Here is a 23064-nt window from a genome sequence, read left to right on the forward strand (position 1 = left end):
TTTATCAATGGGTTGAACGAGAGTCGCCCTTTTTTATGAAATATTCGGGCTAGGTGGAACGGCCAATAGGAATGTCGGCAGGCGTGGGTTCAAATCACTTCGCGCCGGGGTCGTCGCAACGGCTGTGTGCCACGGTGTCAGTGGCAGCGATCCCGCAATCGAAGACGCCCCTCGAACCGATGCCCGTACCGCGCTTGAAGGCGAAAACCAGAGATTATCAGTGAATTGGAGCATACTGCGATGATTGAAAATCCTGATCCAACGGCGCCGCTGCGCGCCAAGGTTCTTGCCGCGACAGTGGCCGCTATGTTGTCTGGCGCCATGTTGTTTGGCGCTAGCGTGGCTGTGGCGGCAGAGACCGACCCCATCGCCGGCGCCAGAGGCGACTACGACGCTGCCGCGGGCACGTACACCGTTGGCGCGGGCGATAACCTCAGCGCCATCGCAAAGCGCTTCGGTACGAGCGTCGGCGAGCTGGAGACAGCCAATGACCTACGCTCCGACGACCTAGCCGTGGGCCAAGAACTGAAGGTGGCTGCCGCGGACGCAGGGTCCAGCGCTGTCGGCGCGACCGGTGACAAGCCCAACATCCTGTTCATCATGGGCGATGACATCGGCCTGATGCAGCCTAAGGTCTATCACCGCGGCTGGATGGTCGGGGAGACGCCGAACATCGACCGGATCGCCCAAGAGGGCGGTATCTTCATGGACTATACGGCGATGCAGAGCTGCACCTCCGGCAGGGCGGCGTTCTTCACCGGCATGTACCCGGTGCGCGTCGGCTTGACCGTGCCGCAGCTTCCCGGCAGCCCGGCATGGCTGCGCCAGGGCACGCCGACATTGGCCAAGGTGCTGCTCGATCTGGGTTACAACACCGGGCAGTTCGGCAAGAACCACTTGGGCGACCATACCGAGTCCTTGCCGACCGCGCACGGATTCCAGGAGTACTTGGGCTATCTCTACCACCTGGATGCCGTCCAGCAGGTGAGCTTCCCCGACATCAACAAGACGCCGACCGATCAGGTTGTCGCGCCGCCGTGCAAGAACACGCCGATCCCCGGCATAGAGGAGGTGCCCGGCGCGGTCGATCCCAAGACCACGACCTGCCTGACGCCGCCGCGTCCGCTCATAGCGTGCACCTCCAGCGACGGCAGTCTCAAGAACCAGACCTGCAAGGACGAGGGTCCGATCACGCTGGAACGGTCCAAGACCCTCCCCGAGGAGATTTCTACCGCGGCCATCGACTGGCTTGACCGCAACGATCCCGAGAAGACCGGCAAGCCTTTCTTCCTCTGGTACAACAACGTGCGCATGCACGTCACGACGATGCTGCCGCCCAAATATGAGGCCATGTTGGGTGTCAGGGGCAACGGAGATTACGGCATCAACGAAGCCGGCATGCAGCAGATGGACGACAACATCGGTTACGTGCTGAAGAAGCTCGAGGATATGGGCGAGCTGGACAACACCATCGTCGTCTTCACCACCGACAACGGCGCCGAGAAGATCACGTTCCCGGATGGCGGCGTGTCGCCGTTCAAAGGCCAGAAGGGCATGGCCTGGGAAGGCGGCTACCGCTCGCCGGCGGTCATCCGCTGGCCCGGCAAGATCAAGCCTGGGACGGTGTATACCGAGCCGGTTGCGGCGCTCGACTGGATGCCGACGCTGGTCGAAGCGGCCGGTGGACCCAAGGGCATGGAGCTGAAGGCCCAGATCGAGAAGGGCGGTGCGTACGGCTTCAAGAAGACCACGCTCGACGGGTTCAACCAGCTCGACTACATCACCGGCAAGTCCAAGGAATCCGCCCGCGACCACTTCATCTACTACCAGGGCGCGACCCTGTCGGCCGTGCGCTACAAGAACTGGAAGTTCTACTACACGATGGCCAATCCGCTGGCCGAGGGGTGGGTGAATCCCTCCGCGACCTACAACTTCACGTTGGTCCAGAACATCAAGCGCGATCCGTTTGAACAGGCGGTCGGTCCGGACCAGGACTCGTCCAACAGCATTGGCGGCGCCCTGGCCGCGCCCAGCACGGCGTTTATCTACAACTGGAACATGCTGCCGATCGGGCAGCAGATCGCCCTGCGGTATCTTGAGAGCTACGTCGAGTTCCCGCCGATGCAGGCGCCGCCCTCTTACAACCTGGCACAGGTGATGGAGGAGATCGAAGCGCAGAAGCGGGCGATCGGCAGCATGAAAGGTGGGCACCCGAGCGATTAACGGGATGAGCCACCAAGCGTGAAGTGATGAACCGGGCGTCCCTCCGCAAGAGGGGCGCCCGCATCATCGAGAGGAAAGCCGGTAGGCTGGGTCGAGCTTGCGAAACCCAGCTTTTTTTACTGTTCGCAATACTGCCGTTGCTGGGTTTCGTACCGCAACCCAGCCTACTCTTTCGAAGACAGTCTCTTCCCGAAGAGGCGGACTTTTTAGCCCATGATGGCTGCATACCAATCAGTAAGGTATCCACTCATGAAGAAACCCTCAATCCTGGAACTGCCCTTCACCACGAAGTGTAAAGTCGCCTGCTCGGTACTGGCGCTCAGCGCCTGTCTGGCCTTCGGCAGCGCCCAGGCCGCCGACCAGGGGGCTCGCCACCACGCGGAGGGCGACTACGATGCCGCCACCGGCACCTATGAGGTGGTCAAGGGTGATGATCTGATTAAGATCGGCGAACGCTTCGAGGTTCCGCTGGACACGCTGAAGGCGGAGAACAACCTCAGCTCGGACGTCATTAAGCCTGGTCAGAAGCTGACCATCACGACGGGCGCACCGACTGTCTCAGCCCCTGTATCGGCCCAGAAAAAACAATCGGGGCTTGCCGCCGATGATCCGCTGTCCTCTTGGAACGACGGGCCGGCGAAGCAGGCGATTATGGCCTTCGTCAAGGAGACCACGACGGAGGGAAGCCCGCAGTTCGTGCCGCCGGCAGAGCGCATCGCGACCTTTGACCAGGACGGCACACTGTGGGTCGAGCACCCCATGTACAGCCAGGTCGTCTACTGCCTGGACCGGGTTCCGGCGGTGGTCAAGGCAAAACCTGAGCTGGCGCAGGTGGAGCCTTTCAAGACCGTGCTGTCCGGCGACCGTGAGGCCATCGCCAAACTCTCCACAGACGACCTGTTCAAGATCCTCGCCGCCACGCTGACCGGCATGGATGTCGATGAGTTCAAGGCCGAGGCGGAGAAGTGGCTCGCAACCGCCAAGAACGCGCGTTGGGATCGGCCCTACACGGATCTCACCTACCTGCCGATGCAGGAGGTGCTGGAGTACCTGCGCGCCAACGGCTACAAGACCTACATCGTCACCGGCGGCGGTCAGGACTTCGTCCGGGTGTATTCAGCGCCCGTGTACGGCATCCCACCGGAGCAGGTGGTCGGTACCGCTGGCGAGACCAAGTACGGCTATCGCAAGGACGGCAGGCCGTTTCTCACCAAGGAGCCAAAACTGCTCCTGGACAACAACAATGCCGGCAAGCCCGAGGGCATCCACCTGATGATCGGGCGTCGGCCCCATGCCGCCTTCGGAAATTCCACCGGCGACCGGCAGATGCTGGAATACACCAAGGCCGGTGACGGCGCGCGATTGTCGATGATTCTGCTGCACGACGACGCCGAGCGCGAGTACGCCTACGGACCGGCGCAGGGGCTGCCCGACACCCGCGTCGGCACCTTCACCCAGGCGCTATACGACGAGGCGCAGAAGCAGGGCTGGATCGTCATCAGCATGAAGAACGACTGGAATCGGATCTTTGCCTTCGACGAAGGTCAGGACTGAGCTGGCCGGCCCCGCGCCTGTGCCGCAACGCGAGGTGAAATCCGCCCACCGCCGCGAACCTGCAGGCGCAGGCCGGCAAGCCGGTCGGCGTAAGTGAAAACGGGGGCTCCACCACCGGGTGAAGCCTCAAAATAACGTATATCAGGAACGGTCAACTTTGAGCGCCGTGCTGATGAAAGACGGGATCGTCCGCTGCGTCAACGCAGTGGAACAGTCATGCATGAAAAGGCGGGAGAAAGAGACCTCGCGCAGAGACGCAAAGGCGCAGAGAAGAAGAGAGCAATGAGGCAAATCAAATAGACGCCGCGAAAACTTGGGAAGGGCATTACGGTAGTTAAGTCGACCGATTCTATTTCTTCCCTTTGCGTCTCTGCGTCTCTGCGCGAGCCTCTTCTTGCCGCGTCGCAACAGAGTGCGACCTCAATTTACAATTTGTATAGTGAAGAGCCGCCTAAGACAGACGACACAGTCCATTCAAGCAGCATATCCGACAACAAGCATATTATTTCTAGGCCGAACCCGCCGGCGCTCCAACACCGGCGAGCGTAAAATTCGCGCGCGGAACCCAGTCGATTGCCCGGAGATACCCGATGGACGCTCTGTTGTTCCCTACGAACAATGCCCCAATCCTTATTGCCAAGGCACCCATTGCCTCTGTCCGAAGACTGATGTTCATGAAAAAATCATTCAATGCGGGGCGGTCGCGGGGATGGGTCAGGGTCTGGGCCTTGGCCATTACATGGCTGGGGTGCGCGCCTGCGATGGCCGAGATGAGCGCAACGGAACTCGCCAAGCTCGCTCAGAACCCGGTCGGCAATCTCATCAGCGTACCGTTTCAGAACAACACCAATCTGAACTATGGGCCGGAACGGGGCACGCAGAACATCCTCAATATCCAGCCGGTGATCCCGATCTCGATCAACAAAGACTGGAACATCATCACGCGGACCATCGTGCCCGTGATCTGGATGCCCTCGCTCGGTGAAGACATCGGCAGCACCACCGGCATCGGCGATACCGTATTCACGGCCTTTCTGTCGCCGGCCAATCCCGGCAAATGGATCTGGGGTGCAGGACCGGTCGTTCAGGCCCCGACCAACAGCAGCGACGAGCTGGGCAACGGCAACTGGGGGCTTGGCCCGTCTGCCGTGCTGTTGCATCTGGAGAAGGGTAGTCCCTGGGTCTATGGCGCCTTGGTCAACAATATTTGGTCGCTGACCAACAACCAGCAGGGCGGCTATTACAACAACGGCCTGATTCAGCCTTTTATCAACTACAACTTCAAAGGCGGCTTGTATCTGGTCTCGGCGCCGATCATCACCGCCAATTGGGCCGCCGAGAGTGACAACCGCTGGACTGTTCCGGTCGGCGGTGGCGTCGGCAAGATTTTCCACCTCGGCAAGCTGCCGGTGAACATGCAGCTTTCTGGGTACTACAACGCCGTGACCCCGGAATTCGGCGCCGACTGGCAGATCCGCGCACAAATCCAGTTCATGTTTCCCAAATAGGTACTCGACGGTTTGGAGGTGGGCACGATTAGAAAGATCTGAATCCAAATTCATCCCGTAGCCACCGGGATGCCGGAACAACGCGTTCTTCAAGCGAGAAGACGAATGGGTGGGTCCTTGACCTACACGGCAGTCTTCAACCGATTCAATAACCTTTGAACAAAGAGTAAAACAATGTTGCATTCCTATTCCAAAGTGATCGGCGCGGTTGCCATGACCGCCATGGTGCTTTTCGGCAGTCTGGCCGTCGCCGAGGACGCCAAACAGCCCGCTGGCACAGTCACCATTCAAGAAAAAGAGCTCGGATTCATCCTTAGCGGCACCAAGGGCAGCGGGACCTTGACATTCCAGGGTGAAGATTACCCGTTCAGCCTCAAGGGAATCAGTGTCGGGGCCAATGTCGGCATCTCCAAAATGAGTGCCTCCGGCGAGGTCTACGATCTAACCAGCGTTTCGGATTTCCCGGGAACCTTCACCAAGCTCGACGCGGGCGTCGCCTTGGGCGGTGGCATGGGCGGACTGCGCTTGAAGAACCAGAATGGCGTGATCTTGGTGCTGCGCTCACGCACCGAGGGCGTCGATCTCAATCTCGGAAGCATGAGCGGAATGACTGTCACGATGGAGTAGTGATCAGCTTTTGCCAGGGATGGCGCGGACATCTAATGAAAGCGGGCTCTCCAATAGCCGCGGGCGCAACGTATGCGCGTGGACCCCAGTCGATTGCCTGATTTTGAACCGTGCGAGGAGAACCGATGCCCGATCCCCAGTCCGCCGCCCGGAGCCTAATGGCCCCGGTTGTCCCGCACGTCATCGCGGCGGTTCTCAGTATGCTGCTGCCCAGTGTGCCAACGCTCGCGGCCGACGCGACCGCCGCCGACGGCTATATCGGCAGCGCGCGCTGCGGCACCTGCCACGCCGCCGAGCTCACCGCATGGCGCGGCTCCCATCACGACCTGGCCATGGCCGAGGCGACGCCTGAGAACGTCCTCGGCGACTTCGACGACGCCGAATTCACCGCCCACGGCGTCACCACGCGCTTCTACCGTGACGGCGATGAATTCCGAGTCGACACCGACGGCCCGGACGGAAAGCCCGCGAGTTATTCCATCGCCTACACCTTCGGCTGGACACCGTTGCAGCAATACCTGATCCGCTTCCCGGACGGACGGCTGCAAGCGCTCGGCATCGCCTGGGACTCGCGCCCGGTGCAGGAGGGCGGCCAGCGCTGGTTCCACCTCTACCCGGACGAGGCGGACTACGGCCCCGATAACCCGCTGCACTGGACCAACCGCGACCAGACCTGGAACTACCAGTGCGCCGAGTGCCACTCCACCGACCTGCACAAGGGCTACGACCTGGGCACGGACGCCTACACCACCACCTGGGCCGAGATCGACGTCGCCTGCGAGGCCTGCCACGGCCCCGGCGCCGCGCACGCAGCGCAGGCCGAGGCCGCCGCGGCCGGCAATGCCGATGCCTGGGACGCCCACAAGGGCTTGGCGCCGGACCTCGCCGACCGCGACAACGCCACCTGGGTGCAGCACCCGGAGACCGGCCTGCCGCGCCGCGAGCCGCCGCGCAGCGGTCATGCCGAGGTCAATACCTGTGCCCGGTGCCACGCCCGCCGCGGCCAGCTGCACGTCCCCTACACCCCGGACGCACCGCTGGAGGACACCCATCGGCTGGCCCTGCTGACGGAGGGCCTGTACTACGCCGACGGGCAGATCCAAGACGAGGTCTTCGTGCACGGCTCCTTCATCCAGAGCCGCATGTTCCACCAGGGCGTCACCTGCAGCGACTGCCACGACCCGCACTCGCTGCAACTGCGCGCGCCCGGCAACGCCGTCTGCGCCCGCTGTCATGCACCCGCGCGCTATGACAGCGCCGAGCACCATCATCACCCGATGACCGCTGCCTCCGGCGCCAAGGGCAGCGGCACCGCCTGCGTCGACTGCCACATGCCCGAGCGCAACTACATGGTCATCGACGCGCGCGCCGACCACAGCCTGCGCATCCCGCGCCCGGACCTCGCCGCGGCCCTGGGCACCCCCGACGCCTGCACCGGCTGCCACACCGAGCTGACCCCGGCACAGGCGGCGGCGCAGGTGCAGACCTGGTACGGCACGCCAAAGCGCCCGGCGCACTTCGCCACCGCACTGCACGCCGGCCGCAGCGGTGCAACGGACGCCGCAGCAAGGCTCGCCGAGCTGGCCGCGAATACCGAGGCGCCCATGATCGCCCGGGCGACGGCCCTGGACCTGCTCGCCGAGCTGCCACAGCCCGTTGATCCTGCCCTATTGCAAGCCCTCGCCGAGTCCGATTCCCCGCTGCTGCGCTCCGCCGTCGCTGGCGCCCTGGAGCGCCTGCCTCCGCAGGACGCGCTGAGCATGGGGCTTGATCTGCTGAACGACCCGACGCGCCTGGTGCGCGTCGACACGGCACGCTCGCTGGCCGCCTTCGCGCGGCTGGAGGCCAACGTCCCCGGCCGCGAGTCCCCGCTGCGCAAGGCCCTCGCACCGGCGCTGGCGGAGTACCGCGAGTCCCAGCTCACCAGCGCCGAGCGCCCCGAGTCTTGGCTCAACCTCGGCGTGCTCGACAGCCTGCTGGGCGATTCCGATGCCGCGGAGCGCGACTACCGCCAGGCGCTGGCGCTCGACCCCGAATTCACCCCGACCTACGCGAACCTTGCGGACCTGTACCGCGCCCTCGGTCGCGACGCCGACGGTCGCGCCGTGCTGGAACAAGGGCTGGAACAGGCAGCGGACGACGCCGACCTGCTGCACGCCCTCGGCCTGTTGGAGATCCGCACCAAGCACCTTCCCGCCGCGGTGGACCTGCTTGGCCGCGCCGCCGAGCAGGCCCCGGATCAGTCGCGCTACGCCTATGTCCACGCCTTGGCGCAGGAAGCCGCCGGCGACCCGCGCGCGGCCATCGCCACCCTCACGGCAGCCACCGATCGCCACCCCAACGACGCCGACATCGCGCTCGCGCTGGTGAGCCTCAACGCCAAGGCCGGTGACCGGGACGCCACCATCGCCTGGGCGGAGCGTTACCTCGCCCGCTTCCCGGACCCGACCGGGCAGGTCAGCACGCTGCTGGCGCAGCTCCGGGGCGCTGCGGAGTAGATTGCTTGAGGGCGCCAAACGTTTGCAGATAAGTCGAGCTTGCCTTCGTCTCAGTCGTTGTGGTTGTCGTTGTCGTAATCAATCAATCAAACAAACAATGCAATTCGGCCACGAGCAACTCGATGTCTACCGGATCTCGATCCGATACGTGGCTTGGGCAGATGAAACCGCAAAGCCTTTGAAAGGTATCGATCGCCACGCGCGGGACCAACTCCTCAGGGCCTCGCAGTCGATTCCTTTGAATATCGCTGGAGGCAACGGCAAGGGATCCAACGCCGATCGGCGACGGTTCTTCGAAATCGCTCGAGGCTCGAGGTTCGAGTGCGGGTCGATCCACGACTGTCTGGAAGTCTGCGGAGTGCTGACCGCAGCTGATTTTTTCATTCTTGGAGCAAACCAAGACCTACTTGTAAGAGGATGTGAACATGAAAAAACAAGGTATGGCGCTGGCCGTCTCCGCGCTGCTGGTCACTGCCGGCTGCGCTTCGATCGAGAAGTCGGATGCAATAGCCACAGAGCGGGAATTGGCCGCTGCCGGGTTCCAAATGAAATTCGCCAAGACCACGGAGCAGATCGCAAAGGTCACATCGCTTCCGCAGCGCAAGCTCACGCGCACGTCGGGTCCGGATGGTCAAATGCGTTTCGTTTGGGCCGATGCAACCGACTGCAAGTGCGTTTATGTCGGGAACGAGGCGGCCTACGACCGCTACCAGAAACTGTCGGTCAACCAGCAGATCGCAGAGGAGAACGAGATGTCCTCGATGAACTGGGATGCCTGGGGCGCCTGGGGGCCGTATTGGTAGAGACTTGACGAACAGGTCGAAGCGCGAGCCGGTATCCGCCGCGCCTGCGCGCAGAGGTGGCGGCCGGCTGGAATACACCACCGGAGCGGTGGCAGACCCGGCGTGCCAGTTTGGATCGCTTATCCGACGACGCGTCTCGTGCCTAGATTATCGACCGTGTTGATTAACCAGAGGAGCAAATCACGTGTCAACCCTAACCGTTTGGAAGTTCGAGTCAGCAACCGGTGCGGCGCAAATACTGACCAAGTTGGAAGGTTTGCAAAAGCAACATCTCATTGAGATTACTGATGCCGCCATCGTTGAATGGCCGCAAGGTAAAAAGAAGCCTAAGACCAGACAAGCCACGAATCTGACAGGGGCCGGAGCGCTCAACGGCGCCTTTTGGGGCATGCTCTTTGGGCTGCTCTTTTTCGTCCCCTTCTTTGGCCTAGCCGTGGGCGCGGCGATGGGGGCTCTGGCTGGCCATTTCGGCGACTACGGCATTGACGACGACTTCATCAAGTCCGTGCGTGATCAGATCACGGAGGGAACATCGGGCCTATTCTTGCTGACCGAGGAGGTTACGCTGGACAAAGTCGAAGAAGAGCTCAAGGGCCAGATCGGCACGCTGATCAAATCCAATCTGACCAACGAGCAAGAGGCGAAATTGCGAGAAGGATTTGGTGAGGAATAGGCGCATGTTCGTGTGCGCTTGTTGGCCAAGGCCGAGCGAACCGCAACACACTAGCGCGCTTGCTGCGAAATTCTGATATCGACGACGTCCGGCCGCTAGGGATTCATCGAAATCGGGATCCAATTTGATTTCGATCCCGATTTCGATCGGGAAAAGATATTCGGTGATGGATGTGTTTGGCCTATTCGTGAACTGTTCCTTGGCGGGCGCCGCCAATTCCCACGACAGTTCCCTCACCACTTCCTCATATCGTTGACTGGGAGAAATGATGAAAAAGACCTTGCTGAAGCTCGTTCCGCTGATTGCGTTGTCGGCCTGGATGCCCGGCGCAATGGCGGCCGCCGAAAAGCCCAACATCCTCGTCATCTTCGGCGACGATATCGGCATGTGGAATGTCGGCGCCTATACCCACGGCATGATGGGCCACACGCCGAACATCGACCGCATCGCCAAAGAGGGCATGCTGTTTACCGACCACTACGCGCACCCGAGCTGTACCGCCGGACGGGCCGCGTTCATCACCGGGCAATTGCCGGTACGCACCGGCATGACGACCATCGGCATTCCCGGCTCGAAGCAGGGCCTGCAGAAGGAAGACCCGACACTGGCCGAGGTCCTGAGACCGCTTGGCTATGCGACCGGGCAGTTCGGCAAGAACCACCTGGGCGACCGCAACGAGTTCCTGCCGACCGTGCACGGGTTCGACGAGTTCTACGGCAACCTCTATCACCTCAACGCCGAGGAAGAGCCCGAGCAGCTCGACTACCCGGGGGTGAAGAATCCCGCGTTCAAAGAGAAGTTTGGCCCGCGCGGCGTCCTGCATTGCTGGGCGACGGACACCGACGACCCCACCGATGACCCCAAGTTCGGCCCCATGGGCAAGCAGCGCTGCGAGGACACCGGTGCGCTCACGCGCGAGCGCATGAAGACCGTGGACGGCGAGTTCCTGAAGGCGGCCGAGACCTTCATCGAGAGCAGCATCAAGGAAGACAAGCCATTCTTCGTCTGGTTCAACCCCACCCGGATGCACATCTGGACCCATGTCCCCACGCAGTACATGCAGAAGGCCGTCGACGAGGGACGCCCCGAGAACGATGTTTATCGCGCCGGCATGATCCAGCACGACGAAGAAATTGGCCAGTTGCTGAAGAAGCTCGACGACCTGGGGGTTGCCGACAACACCATCGTGATCTACTCGACGGATAACGGCTACGAGCTGATGTTTTGGCCGGACGGCGGCTACTCGCCCTTCCGGGGCGAGAAGGGCACGACCTGGGAGGGCGGCGTGCGGGTGCCGATGATGGTCCGCTGGCCCGGCAAGATCCCTTCGGGGAGCGTCTCGAACGCCATCCAGAGCCATGAAGACCTGTTCGTCACGCTGGCCGCGGCCGCGGGCGAGCCGGACCTCAAGGACAAGCTGCTCCAGGGCGCGGAGATGGGCGGCATGACCTACAAGGTGCACCTGGACGGTTACGACAATCTCGATCTGTGGACCGGCAAGACGGACACATCCGGCCGTAAGGACTACTTCTATTACGACGAGGCGACCCTCACCGGCGTGCGCGTGGGCGATTGGAAGATGCTGTTCGGGGTCAAGGAGAATGGGCTGTGGTGGGACCCGATCGTTTATCCGTCGGCGCCCTATCTCTTCAACCTGCGCATGGACCCCATGGAGCGCTTCGACCCCCTTTCCCACGAATGGGGCTATATCGGCCGCAAGTTCTTAGCCCAGAAGATGTGGACCCTGGTGCCGGCACAAGGGATTCTCGCCGAGCACATGCAGAGCTTGCAGGAATGGCCGCCGCGCCAACGGGCCGAGTCGCTGAGTCTGCAGAAGGCGACGGAGGCGGTGATGCGGCAGCTTGAGAAGAACCCCGGCCAGGTCTGGTAAACCGATCTCCACGGGTCCGATCGCCGGCGAGGAGTCCGGCAATCGGGCCGGGGATCATCTGCTTGCGGCGCCTCGCTCTATCGTCAAGACGCGGAGCAAAGGCACTCGCACCCGCGACATGTTCTCCGGCTTCGGCGCGGAACGAGTGACGGATAGTGTCCCCGTCATTTCCTAGCCCCGTAACGTCCAATCGGCGGGGATCACCCCCGTTCGAGCCCACCACGGAGACAGCGACCTGAATATCCCCGTCGTACGCGCGCAGCATCTGATCGACTATATCGGAGTCCTCCGAGACCTTGGTGTGCCGGTCGAGCGCGAGTTGGAGCGCTCGCGACTCCCTGTTGCGATCGAGGAAACGCCCAACGACTACGTCAGCCTGCCACGCGCCCTCGACTGGCTTTGGAGGTCGAGGGGTGAGTTTGGGATCATGGAGCTTGGCTTCCTCGCGGGCCGCGCGGCTTCGCTCAGTGCGCTCCATCCCGATGTTCAACGTGCAGTGATGGGGGCTTCCACTGGACTTTCCCGCATCGAGGTCCTGTCCGACCGGGTGCACCAGGAGAGCAACGCCGTCAGGATCGACATCCGCCGTGAAGGCATCGATCGACGCGTGGTTTGCGAAATACAGGGCTTTCGGAACAGTCCTCTTGTCGGGTTTGCCGAGTGGAAGGCGATCGTGGGAATCATCGACGTGATGCGCAGTGCCGTCGGACCCAATTGGTGCCCGGCCGAGATCACCTTCGTCTCGCGCGGACGGCCCCCGGAGGCGGCGCTGGACGCCTTCGGCAACGCCCGCATCCTGACCGGTCAGCGGTACTGTTCGGTAATCGTCGCGGCGGCAGATATCGCGCGGACCTGCATCGACCGCCGGTCAAGCTCGGATGAGGTCAAGGATCCGACGATTCCCCCGCGAGCCCCATCCGGCCTGAGCGACGCCTGGGACTTCCTGACCGCCCTGCGCGCGCTCATCCGTCCCTATCTCGCGCAGGGTCATCCGCCCCTGTCGCTGGCGGCCGAGATCGTCGGTATGAGCGAGCGCAGCTTGCAGCGTCGGCTGGCGCAAAGCCGGACGACCTATTCCGCAATTGTCCAAGAGGCGCGTTTCTTGATCGCATCGGACCTGATGGCTGATTCCGATCTAAACATCGCCGACATCGCTTTTGCCGCCGGCTACGAGAACGCGTCACATTTTTGCAGGGCGTTCAAGCGGCTTACCGGCATGACGCCTCGCGACTACCGTTGCGCCCCTGGCCTAAAGCATCGACGACGGGCTGAAGCCCGCGGCAACGCCTTCGGCGCTGTCCTGAGTGCGTACCGCAATGCCGCGGCAAAGACCGGCCATTCTGCTTGGAACGGCGATCATCCTCCACCCGATCCCCACAGCGCTCTTGACTTGGGTATGGGTCAGGCAGCGCTCGACCACCGGGAATTGTCACCTTCCGTTACGGAGGGTGTCGCGCAAGGCCTGTGACTGCAATGCGGCGGCCTGCCGTCTTGTCCAGAACATCTTCTTGTATTCGGTTTGCACCTTTTGCCAAAAGCTCTCCTTCGGCGCTTTCTTGCATTCCTCGACGATATACGGGTTCAACGTCTCCCTCCCCTCCACGTCGAGCGCTTCCGCTTCGGGCTCACCATTGCTACCAGGATTGACGGGTCTTAACGATCGAGCTACCCACGGATTAAGACCCGCTGCGCAAATCATCGTCGACCATGGAAGCGACCGCCAAAGCCGCCGCCGAATCGGTCACCGAAGCCGCCACCGAATCGACCGCCGAAGGCACCACCGCCCGGACCTGCGCCGCCGAATCCCCCTCCGCCGAATCGGTTGTCAAAATCACCTTCGCCGAAACCGAATCCGCCGAATCTGTCGTCGAAACCGAACCCGCTGTTCAGGCGGTCGTCACCGAGAGAACGCGCTTGCTGCTCGCGATCGGCCCAACCGGCATCGCCGGCATCCTGCCAGCCGCCGTCTTCGTGCCGCTGCCACTCATTACCGGTATTGCGGTAGACGTTGCCGTCCGCACCGGCATAGAGATTGTTACCGACACGGGCGGTGTCGAGGGTGCGTGTCTCACCGGTGCGCGGGTTGCTGAAGGTGGTCTGGTGCGCCGCGGCGGTGCCGCCGAACGGACCGCTCGCGCGCACGCTATCACGCGAGACGGAGTCGCCGTCGGGACCGCTTGCCGCCATCCTGGAGCCGTAGGATCGGACGCCCGTTGCCGGGTTGTAGCGCTCGCCGCGAGCCACTCCGCCGTCGACACCGCCCGCGGTGTCGAAGCTGCGTCCATAGCCGCGTTGGGCGACGCCGGTGTAGGGGTTGTAGCTGCGCCCGGCGGCATAGCGTCCGCTGGTGCCGGTGCGCCAGTTGCTGTAATCGCCTCGGGCGCCGGTGCCCAGGGTGCCGTCCGCGCGGTCGTACCAGGTGCGCGTGCCCGCGGCGACCGTATTCCCCCACTGGCGGTAGACATTGGCGCTGGTCACGCCGCAGCAGCCATAGCCCATGTCGTAGGGTCGATAATAGGCGCCGCCCCAGTAGGGCTCCGCCATCGCGGCCGTGGCGAGCCCGAGACCGAAGCCGAAGGCGTAACCGGCGGCGGGGTTGTAGACCGGCTGCGCGGCCAGGCCGAAGGTCTCCGGAGCGGCATACCAGGCATCGCCGATCCAGGGTTGGTAGTCGTAGCCGGTGCCGTAGACCACGACGCCGTCGGTGGACTGCACGGTGCCGAGATAGCCCGGCGTATAGCCCTCGTAGATCACCTCCGGGGTGCTGTCGTAAATGTGCACGTAGGTGACGTAATGCAGCGGCGAACTGGGCGGAATCGCGTAGATGGCGTCCGGCACCGCGGTGGAGAGCTCCCAAGGACCGTCGAATGACGGCGATTGGAACCAGACGCCGTCCTGCAGCGCATAGTACATCTCGCCGTTGACCCGGATGATCGGCGTCTCGCTGTTGACGGCGTATTCCAGGTCCGTCCCCTGGAGGAGCCCAATCGTCGGTGGACCGTCGAACTTGGCCGTAAACACGGGGCCGTCGTTGGCCTTGCGGGGAATGGTGGCGGTCTGCGGAATCGTATTGGCGATGACCGCCTCGCGCGCCTGGGGTGTGCCGGCGACCGTGGAAAGTACCACCCCGGCCGTGCTCTGGGGCGGGATCTGCTTGAAATCGACGGGCAGGTCCGTACTGGCAACAAAGGCCCAGGGCCCGTTGAGGTCGGGGGCGCGATACCAGCGCCCGGCCATCAAGGCGTAATAGCTGTTGTCGTCGGTGTCGACGAACACATCGGCACTCGTGTTCTTGGCGCGCAACAGCGCGGTGCCATCGATCGGCACAAGATCCGGCTGCCCCTGGAAGACGATCAGCTCGGTCGGCGTCTGGCTGACATAGACGTCCGGGATGCCGGCCGCCAGCAGATCGACCGTCGGTGTGCTGGGACTGCCGTTGAGCAGGTCCGCCTCTCCACGCGCGGCGAGTTGGCTGGCAACGGCGTCGATACCCGCCGGGGTGATCTCGGCATGCACCCAGGGCCCGGCGAGCGTGGGGGCGGTCACCCAGCCGTCGAGCAGATGGAGATAAAAGGGTTGGTTCTCGCCGGTGGTCAGAATCACCGCCCTTGTATTGATGATCCGCTGTACCGGGGTGTCCGCATCCGCGGCCGGCTTCAGCACCGGACTGCCCTGGATGGGCACCAGAATCGCGGGTCGTTGACTGACGATCACGCGCGGCACCGGATTCTGCACCGCGACCGCGCCACCGTGATCGACCTTGGCGATTCCTAACGATGCCTCGAGCCGATCCAGCGGGATGATGCGCAGCTGACTGCCGAACTCCTTATCCACATCCGCGGCCAGGGTGTTCGCAAGCTCAGGGAGGGTCGGGAAGTCCGCCTTGGTGATGGCGAGGTCTTGGAGCACCACCATCCGTTGTTCCCGGTCGACCTGGGTGCGCGCTTCGGCGTGGATCACGCCGAAGGCGTCTTCCCTATTCCCCTTAGACTCGACCGCAACCGCGCTGCGCAGCTTCAGCCTGTTGTCATTCCAACTCTCGACCTGCGGCTGATAGACCAACAGGGTACGACCAAGCGCCTGGACCTTGCGCGGCCAAGGGTCCGGAGGCAGGTCCGATGAAGCGGCGGCTGCCGGCGCCGATTCCTGTGTCGATTGGAGCATCGGATTGTCGCCCGGCGGATTGTCCCTTGCCGGAACGCCGAGGCTATGCGGGGCAACCACCAGCTTCTGACCCACCTGGATCTGGTTCGTCGACAGGTCATTCTGCTGATCGATTTGGGCCAGCGACATGCCGAAGCGGGCGGCGATGGCGCTGAGCGCATCGCCGCTGACCACCGTGTAGACACCGGTTGCCGCATCGAAACGGCCGAGCGCATGGGCACTGGGGCCATTGTCAGCGGCAAGTGTGTGACTGGCGACCAAGGTGACGAGTACGAGAAACAGCAAAGACCGGGTCATCATGGTGCAAGGCTCCCGATGAGCGATTGTTAGGGAATGTAGCCAGGGGCATTTGGGCCTAGGTTTGGCTCGTCCGTGATGGCTGCCTCATAGAGCAACACGCCTGTCAGACGGCAAAGGACCGGAATCCGGTCAACGCGAACTGGACACCCATCGACAGTACAAGGAGTCCCATCAAACGCGTTATCGTGTCCCTCAGAAAACCGGAACCCTGCCGTCGGCCAGCGAGACCCGCTGTCAACATCATGGCGAGCCAGGTCGTCGCGACCGCGACGCCGTTGGCAACCAGGGCCGTGGTCGGGAGTTGCAAACGCGTGTGAGCCGCCGCGATCGTAATGACTCCCGTAATGGTCCCTGGACTCGCCGCGAACAGGATCAGGGGTGTCAGCGAGGGTGTTGAATCGGACCCTGCGGCCGGTGACGAGGCAATCGACCCCTTGCCGCTGAGCATCGAGAACCCCATCCACGCGAGCACGCCACCGCCGGCAACCATGAAGGCGTCCAGCGATACGCCGAACAGGTCCAGCACCCTCGTCCCGGCAAGGGCTGCACCCAACAGGATTGCGAGGATGGCCACCGCGGCCTTCGTCGCGTCGGCCAACTGCTTGCGCCGCGAACTCCCCGCCTCGGCTTGGGCGAATAACACCCCGCAGATTGCGGGATTCACGAGCGACAGCACTGTCGCAATGGCCTGGAGTTGTTGTTCCAAAGGCGTTCTCTTTTTAAGCTGAGTAGTCGGTAATGGAAGCGAGGCGCACGCCCCGTTTCATTCGGAATGACACCGGGGCTCCTCGTCACGGCGTCGCTCCGGTCTCGACCGAGGTCTCGCCCTTTCCAGCGGATAGTCCCGCAGGTTCCAGCGCTTGTAGCCCTTGGTCGGCATCCATGCGCGTGGCCGCCGCCTCTAGAATTGCTTCCTCAGCCTCCATGGCCGCCGCCAGTGCAATCTCAACGCTGGTTACGGCATAGGCTTCGGCACGCTCCGCCCGCTTCTCCAGCTTTTGTTTGTCGTGCTTGGCCGTCCACTCCGCGACCCGCTCTTCAAGCTCGGCCTTCTTGGCCTCGGCAAGTTGCAGCAGCTTGGCCTTCGCGGCCTCGGCGTCGGCCTTCATATCCGCCGCCCTGGCGCGCGCCGCGGGGAGCTTGGCGCTCAGCTCGGACTCTGTTGCCAAAACCAAGGCTATAATCCACCGCTTTCCCTTACTGCCCACCGGCCGGGCGCCGATAAGGCCGCACCGCATCCTGGCTGCGCGTAATTTATCCTGCTCTATTGCTGATAGTGAGGTGCTGACGTTGGGGGCCTCATCAGAGGAGTTCAGCGTATTCGCTATATTGAAGGTCGAAGCCGGCGAGCATCTCTACCGTGCCCCCAATGAAAACGCGAGTATTATGCCGGGCCCGATCGCCTCGGTCTGACCACTTCACGCCAATCGGCGAGGCACGCGTCTGGATTGCTTGGTGGCGCCGAATGCATGCAGATGAGTCAAGTTTGTCTTCAGTACGCAACCACGAGCCGGACCCACAGATAGGCGATGGCCAAGGTCACGGCGGAGACGGGCAGGCCGACCTTGGCGAAGCTCCAGAACGAAATCTTAAGGCCCTTCGCGGCCGCCGCATCGACGACGATGATGTTGGCGAGGCTGCCGATGATAATCAGGTTGCTGGCGAGGCCGCTGGCGAGCGCCATCAGCGGCCCGGCCAGGGGGTCTTGTCCGGCAAAGGGGAGCAGCAGCATCACGGTCGGCACGTTGGAGGTGATATCACTCAGCACGGCCGTGACCGCAAACAAGACGCCCGAGTCCTGCAAGTCGATACCCATTGTCCGCAGCCAAGTCACCAGGTCCGTCGCCAAACCGGCCTTGGCGAAGGCGCCGTTGACGATGAACAGCCCAACGAACAGGATCAGCAGGTCCCAGTCCACGCGCTCGAGCATTGGCCGCGCCATGAAGCGGGCGTTGAACAGCATCAGCACGCCACCGACGGTCGCGACCATGCCGCGGTCCCATTCAGTGAACACGAAGGAGTACAGGAAAAACAACAACACCAACAGACCCTTGATCGTCTCCCATCGATCGAAGGAGGGATCAGGTAACGCATCGGGCTGCGGCGCATCACCGGGTTGCAGCGCCCAGCGACCGCGATAGATCAGGGCCAGCACTGCCCAGACCACCAGCAGCGACAGCAGCGCCGGGACCAGTGCATACACCAGATACCCGGAGAAACTCAGATCCAGCCGCTGCGCGATCAACATGTTCTGCGGGCTGCCGATAATGGTCGCGACCGAGCCGGCGTTGGCGGCAAGCGCGATCGCGAGCAAGAATGGCACCGGATTCATGCCGCGGCGCAGCGCGATCGCCAGCACCACCGGGGTCATCGCAACCGCGACCACGTCGTTGGTGAGGAAGGCCGACAGCACGCCCACCAACGCGATCAGGAGGCCCAGCAGCATGACCTGCGAGGCTTGGATTCGCGCCACAAGACCTGAGAGTGCCGCGTAGAGGCCAGCCGTCTGCAGTTGCACTGAAACGAGCATCAGTCCGAACAGCATGCCCAGCGTCCCGAAGTCGATGGTGGCGATGGCGGCCGCCTGATCCAACTCGCCGAGAGCGAGCAGGACGACTGCGCCGCCGAGCGCAACCGAGGCGCGGTCCATCTTCAGCCCGGGCAACCCGCCCAAAATCATGCCGAGGTAGACCACCAGAAAAACGATCAGGGTAATGGACAAATCATCGGCCTCGCGTAGGGGTGATGAACGCGGAAGAGACCTGCAGGGCTGAAGCGCCTGCTCGCACCCCTGCGATGGTCTGGAGGCCGCAAGCTCCGGCGCGCCTGACCAACCTTACGGCGACGCGACCTCGGCGCCGACCACAGGGGCTGCGGCATCGTACGCCCCGAGCGGCTGATTGATCGTATCCCGCTGCTTCGCCTGCCACCCGGCCTTGTGATCAGCCGGAGCATCGGTTGCCCGCTTGATGGTGGCCATCAGCAGGACCCCCGGCGGCTGCGTTCCCCAGCAGGATCTTGTAGGGCATCATCGTCGTGCAGGCGCCCCGGGCTCATGGCGTGCGCGTCTCCTATGCCGAACTGTCCCTAACGCAAAACCTTGACGTCGGCGCTCTGCACGGGCGCGGCGTCATTGCCCCAGGACGCGCGAATGTAGCTCGCCACGGTCGCGATCTGCTCGTCAGTCAGGATCGACCCGAAGGCGGGCATCACGACGTACGGCGAGAAGGCATCGGACGGGTCGGCGGGTGCTCCGAGCAAGAGGGTCTTGATGACGTCGTTGGGCTCAGTGATCGTCACGGCGGGATTGCCGCGCAGTGCCGGAAAGTAGGGGGTGCGGCCCTGCCCGTGATCCTGATGGCACGCACTGCAGTGGGCCATGTAGAGATCTCGACCGCTCTCTTCATCCGCTGCGCTCAGCCGATTCGGTGCTGGCGGTTGATGGGTCGGTTCGGTCTTTGCGGGCAAGTCCTTAAGATAGACTGCCATCGCGTAGAGGTCCGCTTTCGTGAGCTTGGATAGGCTGTCATGCACCACCTCCGCCATCGGACCCAGCGCCTCGGTCACCGGTGCGTCGCCGGTGCCGTTCGGGTCCGAATCGTGGGCCGTCTTGGCAATCCCGGTGCCGAGAAATGCCGCGAGCTCATCGACGCTCCAGCGTTCGAGCCCCGCGTCCAGGGCGTCGGTCAGATTGGGTGCGTACCAACCGTCGATGACGGCGCCTGTCATGGCCTTGGACTTTTCGGTTGCACCGGCGAGATTGCGCGGGGTGTGGCACTCCCCGCAGTGTCCCAGTCCTTCGACGAGATAGGCGCCTCGGTTCCAGTCGTCGCCGCGATTCGGGTCAGCGTTGTAGCGTTCGGCATTCAAATAAAGATCCTGCCAACCGAACATCAGGTCCCGAATCGAGAACGGCCAGCGCAAGTGGGTTTTGGGTGGCCGGTAGCTCGACGGCTCCACGGACATCAGATACGCCTTGATGGCCAGCAGATCCTCGTCGTCCACTTTGGTGTATGAGGTATAGGGAAACGCCGGATAGTAGGGTGATCCGCTCGGCGAGATGCCGTGTTGCAGTGCCCGCAGGAAATCCCGGTCGCTGAAGGCGCCGATCCCGTCTTGTTCCGACGGTGTGATGTTTGGCGTATAGATGGTGCCGAACGGCGTTTCGATGGCGAGACCGCCCTCGAATGGCTTTCCGCCCGGTCGGGTATGACAGGCTACGCAATCGCCGGCGGTCGCCAAATACTTGCCCGCGCTCACTTGGTCGTCCAAGAGTGCGCCGGGCCCGGGGATTCCCGAACCAGGCAGCCGCGAGGGTGAGGACGAGGGCGAGGGCTGTGGCGCCCCTTCGGTCGCCGGCGGAGGAGTAGGCAGAGGTGCCGTCGCACCCGCGGGTGCGTGATTACGATCGCGGGACATGAAGCCGAGGCCGACCGCTCCCGCGGCGAGCAATGCGATTGTCAAGGTTCGGGAGGGTATGCGCATGGTGTATCGCTCGTCTTCAATAGGCCAGGTGTCAGTTTAGCCGGCGGCGAGGTTGAAAGCACTCCGACCGCATCAGTGGAGTTCGATCGATTCGGACGTTGTAGGACCAAAGGGTTCATGAACCTGTCGGCTCTCACCGGACAGGTGTCGGTGATCGCTGCCACTGTCATGCTGCTGATCCTGGTCGCGACCACCTCGACCGATGTCGCGATCACGGCATCGACGGCTTCAAGCGCGACGTCGCCTCGGCGGTGGTGGCGCGCAACATCCAGCGCATCGGCGCCATGCTGCTGGCGCAGGGAGCCGAGCAGGTGCGGCGCGAACGGGGCCGACAGCACCGACGACGCGCGTCATCGTCGACCATGGAAGCGACCGCCAAAGCCGCCGCCACCGAATCCTCTGCCGCCGAATCGATTTTCGAAATCACCATCGCCGAAACCGCCTCCACCGAACCTGTCGTCCGAACCGAACCCGCTGTTCAGGCGGTCGTCACCAACGGAGCGCGCTTGTTGCTCGCGATCGGCCCAACCGGCATCGCCGGCATCCTGCCAGCCGCCGTCTTCGTGGCGCTGCCACTCATTACCGGTATTGCGGTAGACGTTGCCGTCCGCACCGGCATAGAGATTGTTACCGACACGGGCGGTGTCGAGTGTGCGTGTCTCACCGGTGCGCGGGTTGCTGAAGGTGGTCTGGTGCGCCGCGGCGGTGCCGCCGAGCGGACCGCTCGCGCGCACGCTATCGCGCGAGACGGAGTCGCCGTCGGGACCGCTTGCCGCCATCCTGGAGCCGTAGGATCGGACGCCCGTTGCCGGGTTGTAGCGCTCGCCGCGAGCCACTCCGCCGTCGACACCGCCCGCGGTGTCGAAGCTGCGTCCATAGCCACGTTGGGCGACGCCGGTGTAGGGGTTGTAGCTGCGCCCGGCGCCGTAGCGTCCGCTGGTGCCGGTGCGCCAGTTGCTGTAATCGCCTCGGGCGCCGGTGCCCAGGGTGCCGTCCGCGCGGTCGTACCAGGTGCGCGTGCCCGCGGCGACCGTATTCCCCCACTGGCGGTAGACATTGGCGCTGGTCACGCCGCAGCAGCCATAGCCCATGTCGTAGGGTCGATAATAGGCGCCGCCCCAGTAGGGCTCCGCCATCGCAGCCGTGGCGAGCCCGAGACCGAAGCCGAAGGCGTAACCGGCGGCGGGGTTGTAGACCGGCTGCGCGGCCAGGCCGAAGGTCTCCGGAGCGGCATACCAGGCATCGCCGATCCAGGGTTGGTAGTCGTAGCCGGTGCCGTAGACCACGACGCCGTCGGTGGACTGCACGGTGCCGAGATAGCCCGGCGTATAGCCCTCGTAGATCACCTCCGGGGTGCTGTCGTAAATGTGCACGTAGGTGACGTAATGCAGCGGCGAACTGGGCGGCATCGCGTAGATGGCGTCCGGCACCGCGGTGGAGAGCTCCCAAGGACCGTCGAAAGACGGCGATTGGAACCAGACGCCGTCCTGCAGCGCATAGTACATCTCGCCGTTGACCCGGATGATCGGCGTCTCGCTGTTGACGGCGTATTCCAGGTCCGTCCCCTGGAGGAGCCCAATCGTCGGTGGACCGTCGAACTTGGCCGTAAACACGGGGCCGTCGTTGGCCTTGCGGGGAATGGTGGCGGTCTGCGGAATCGTATTGGCGATGACCGCCTCGCGCGCCTGGGGTGTGCCCCGTTTCATTCGGAATGACACCGGGGCTCCTCGTCACGGCGTCGCTCCGGTCTCGACCGAGGTCTCGCCCTTCTCCAGCGGATAGTCCCGCAGGTTCCAGCGCTTGTAGCCCTCCTCGTCGAGGCGCAGTTTCTCGAATCCCGCCGCTTTGAAGTAGGTATAGTCGATCGCGGCCCCCGTGGCGCCGAAACAGGTTAGGAGGACCAGCTCCTTCTTAGCGCGTGGATGCGTTTCGAGCAGACCGATCGGGAGGCTCGCATCGACGTAGGTCAGGCCGTCGACATTCGCCTTGAGCAACGACTCCCAGGGCTGGCTCAGGCTGCCCGGTATCCGGCCGTATTTGATATTGGCATCGTATTTCGACCGTCCCAGCCAGTAGTCGTGCGGGCGTCCGTCCACGACCGGATGATCTCGGTAGAGCCGGGAAAGCTCGCCGACCCCGATCTCCAGCTCGGGCCTGGGGTGCACAGTGAACAGGCCGGGCTCCGGAATCACCTGTGTGTCGTCGGTGTCGCCCCCGGCAGCCTGCCAGGTGTGCCAACCACCGTCGAGGATCGAGACCGCGTCATGACCGAGCAGATTGAAGATCCAATACGCATAGAAGGCCCCTTGTCTCCGAAACTCATCGTGTCGTTGGCATC

General features: G+C 63.3%; 18 protein-coding genes and 1 pseudogene. 10 read left to right on the plus strand and 9 right to left on the minus strand.

Annotated features, from left to right (window positions below; all coding sequences use genetic code 11):
* Positions 1-240 precede the first annotated feature (240 nt).
* The 10 genes and pseudogenes from LT988_RS05940 to LT988_RS05980 all read left to right on the plus strand — a co-directional run bounded on the left by LT988_RS05940 (position 241) and on the right by LT988_RS05980 (position 13245).
* Positions 241-2223: a sulfatase-like hydrolase/transferase gene (locus LT988_RS05940; RefSeq protein WP_232409292.1), complete on the plus strand. Its 1983-nt coding sequence runs from the start codon at positions 241-243 to the stop codon at positions 2221-2223.
* Positions 2224-2472: 249 nt separating this feature from the next.
* Positions 2473-3777: an HAD family hydrolase gene (locus LT988_RS05945; protein WP_232409293.1), complete on the plus strand. Its 1305-nt coding sequence runs from the start codon at positions 2473-2475 to the stop codon at positions 3775-3777.
* A gap of 590 nt (positions 3778-4367) precedes the next feature.
* Complete coding sequence (locus LT988_RS05950) at positions 4368-5285, plus strand: transporter (RefSeq protein ID WP_232409294.1); 918 nt, start codon at positions 4368-4370, stop codon at positions 5283-5285.
* 213 nt (positions 5286-5498) lie between these two features.
* A complete protein-coding gene (locus LT988_RS05955; protein WP_232409295.1) occupies positions 5499-5912 on the plus strand; it encodes a DUF1134 domain-containing protein in 414 nt (137 codons plus the stop codon).
* Between the two features lie 125 nt (positions 5913-6037).
* The gene (locus tag LT988_RS05960) at positions 6038-8410 is read left to right on the plus strand and encodes a tetratricopeptide repeat protein (protein WP_232409296.1); all 2373 of its coding nucleotides are present in this window, start codon (positions 6038-6040) and stop codon (positions 8408-8410) included.
* A gap of 97 nt (positions 8411-8507) precedes the next feature.
* Positions 8508-8777: pseudogene (locus LT988_RS25505) on the plus strand (four helix bundle protein); the annotation flags it as partial.
* A 58-nt stretch (positions 8778-8835) separates the two neighbouring features.
* Positions 8836-9213, plus strand: a complete 378-nt coding sequence (locus LT988_RS05965; RefSeq protein ID WP_232409297.1) for a hypothetical protein — start codon at positions 8836-8838, stop codon at positions 9211-9213.
* Positions 9214-9397: 184 nt separating this feature from the next.
* Complete coding sequence (locus LT988_RS05970) at positions 9398-9886, plus strand: DUF1269 domain-containing protein (protein ID WP_232409298.1); 489 nt, start codon at positions 9398-9400, stop codon at positions 9884-9886.
* 268 nt (positions 9887-10154) lie between these two features.
* Entirely contained in the window at positions 10155-11777 is a 1623-nt protein-coding gene (locus LT988_RS05975; protein ID WP_232409299.1) for an arylsulfatase, read from the plus strand.
* A gap of 301 nt (positions 11778-12078) precedes the next feature.
* A complete protein-coding gene (locus LT988_RS05980; RefSeq protein ID WP_232409300.1) occupies positions 12079-13245 on the plus strand; it encodes a helix-turn-helix transcriptional regulator in 1167 nt (388 codons plus the stop codon).
* A 227-nt stretch (positions 13246-13472) separates the two neighbouring features.
* Here LT988_RS05980 and LT988_RS05985 read toward each other — a convergent pair whose 3' ends face one another.
* From LT988_RS05985 to LT988_RS06025, 9 genes are all read right to left on the minus strand, one after another.
* Positions 13473-16241, minus strand: a complete 2769-nt coding sequence (locus LT988_RS05985; RefSeq protein ID WP_232409301.1) for a LysM peptidoglycan-binding domain-containing protein — start codon at positions 16239-16241, stop codon at positions 13473-13475.
* A 103-nt stretch (positions 16242-16344) separates the two neighbouring features.
* Positions 16345-16947 (minus strand): MarC family protein, encoded by a 603-nt coding sequence (locus tag LT988_RS05990; RefSeq protein ID WP_232409302.1) that lies wholly within the window; start codon positions 16945-16947, stop codon positions 16345-16347.
* Positions 16948-17032: 85 nt separating this feature from the next.
* Positions 17033-17350 carry a hypothetical protein gene (locus LT988_RS05995; protein ID WP_232409303.1) on the minus strand — a complete coding sequence of 106 codons (318 nt, stop codon included), beginning with the start codon at positions 17348-17350 and terminating at the stop codon, positions 17033-17035.
* Positions 17351-17733: 383 nt separating this feature from the next.
* Positions 17734-18921, minus strand: a complete 1188-nt coding sequence (locus LT988_RS06000; protein ID WP_269752134.1) for an ArsB/NhaD family transporter — start codon at positions 18919-18921, stop codon at positions 17734-17736.
* Between the two features lie 156 nt (positions 18922-19077).
* On the minus strand, positions 19078-19221 hold the full coding sequence (locus tag LT988_RS06005; protein WP_232409305.1) for a hypothetical protein: 144 nt from the start codon (positions 19219-19221) through the stop codon (positions 19078-19080).
* A 107-nt stretch (positions 19222-19328) separates the two neighbouring features.
* Positions 19329-20501, minus strand: coding sequence for a c-type cytochrome (locus LT988_RS06010; protein WP_232409306.1), 1173 nt, complete (start codon positions 20499-20501; stop codon positions 19329-19331).
* 200 nt (positions 20502-20701) lie between these two features.
* Positions 20702-21064 carry a hypothetical protein gene (locus LT988_RS25685; protein ID WP_232409307.1) on the minus strand — a complete coding sequence of 121 codons (363 nt, stop codon included), beginning with the start codon at positions 21062-21064 and terminating at the stop codon, positions 20702-20704.
* Between the two features lie 12 nt (positions 21065-21076).
* Entirely contained in the window at positions 21077-22432 is a 1356-nt protein-coding gene (locus LT988_RS06020) for a hypothetical protein (protein ID WP_232409308.1), read from the minus strand.
* 24 nt (positions 22433-22456) lie between these two features.
* Positions 22457-22918: a rhodanese-like domain-containing protein gene (locus LT988_RS06025; RefSeq protein WP_232409309.1), complete on the minus strand. Its 462-nt coding sequence runs from the start codon at positions 22916-22918 to the stop codon at positions 22457-22459.
* Between the last annotated feature and the right edge of the window lie 146 nt (positions 22919-23064).

This window comes from Thiocapsa bogorovii (assembly GCF_021228795.1).
Lineage (GTDB): Bacteria > Pseudomonadota > Gammaproteobacteria > Chromatiales > Chromatiaceae > Thiocapsa > Thiocapsa bogorovii.

Bases quoted from the DNA above. Each gene is read 5' to 3' on its own strand.
- LT988_RS05945 (WP_232409293.1), top strand. From the start codon at position 2,473: ATGAAGAAACCCTCAATCCTGGAACTGCCCTTCACCACGAAGTGTAAA.
- LT988_RS06000 (WP_269752134.1), bottom strand. From the start codon at position 18,921: ATGATTTTGGGCGGGTTGCCCGGGCTGAAGATGGACCGCGCCTCGGTT.
- LT988_RS05995 (WP_232409303.1), bottom strand. From the start codon at position 17,350: ATGAAGGCCGACGCCGAGGCCGCGAAGGCCAAGCTGCTGCAACTTGCC.
- LT988_RS05985 (WP_232409301.1), bottom strand. From the start codon at position 16,241: ATGATGACCCGGTCTTTGCTGTTTCTCGTACTCGTCACCTTGGTCGCC.
- LT988_RS05965 (WP_232409297.1), top strand. From the start codon at position 8,836: ATGAAAAAACAAGGTATGGCGCTGGCCGTCTCCGCGCTGCTGGTCACT.
- LT988_RS05960 (WP_232409296.1), top strand. From the start codon at position 6,038: ATGCCCGATCCCCAGTCCGCCGCCCGGAGCCTAATGGCCCCGGTTGTC.
- LT988_RS05955 (WP_232409295.1), top strand. From the start codon at position 5,499: ATGACCGCCATGGTGCTTTTCGGCAGTCTGGCCGTCGCCGAGGACGCC.
- LT988_RS05950 (WP_232409294.1), top strand. From the start codon at position 4,368: ATGGACGCTCTGTTGTTCCCTACGAACAATGCCCCAATCCTTATTGCC.
- LT988_RS05940 (WP_232409292.1), top strand. From the start codon at position 241: ATGATTGAAAATCCTGATCCAACGGCGCCGCTGCGCGCCAAGGTTCTT.
- LT988_RS06020 (WP_232409308.1), bottom strand. From the start codon at position 22,432: ATGAAACGGGGCACACCCCAGGCGCGCGAGGCGGTCATCGCCAATACG.
- LT988_RS06005 (WP_232409305.1), bottom strand. From the start codon at position 19,221: ATGGCCACCATCAAGCGGGCAACCGATGCTCCGGCTGATCACAAGGCC.
- LT988_RS05975 (WP_232409299.1), top strand. From the start codon at position 10,155: ATGAAAAAGACCTTGCTGAAGCTCGTTCCGCTGATTGCGTTGTCGGCC.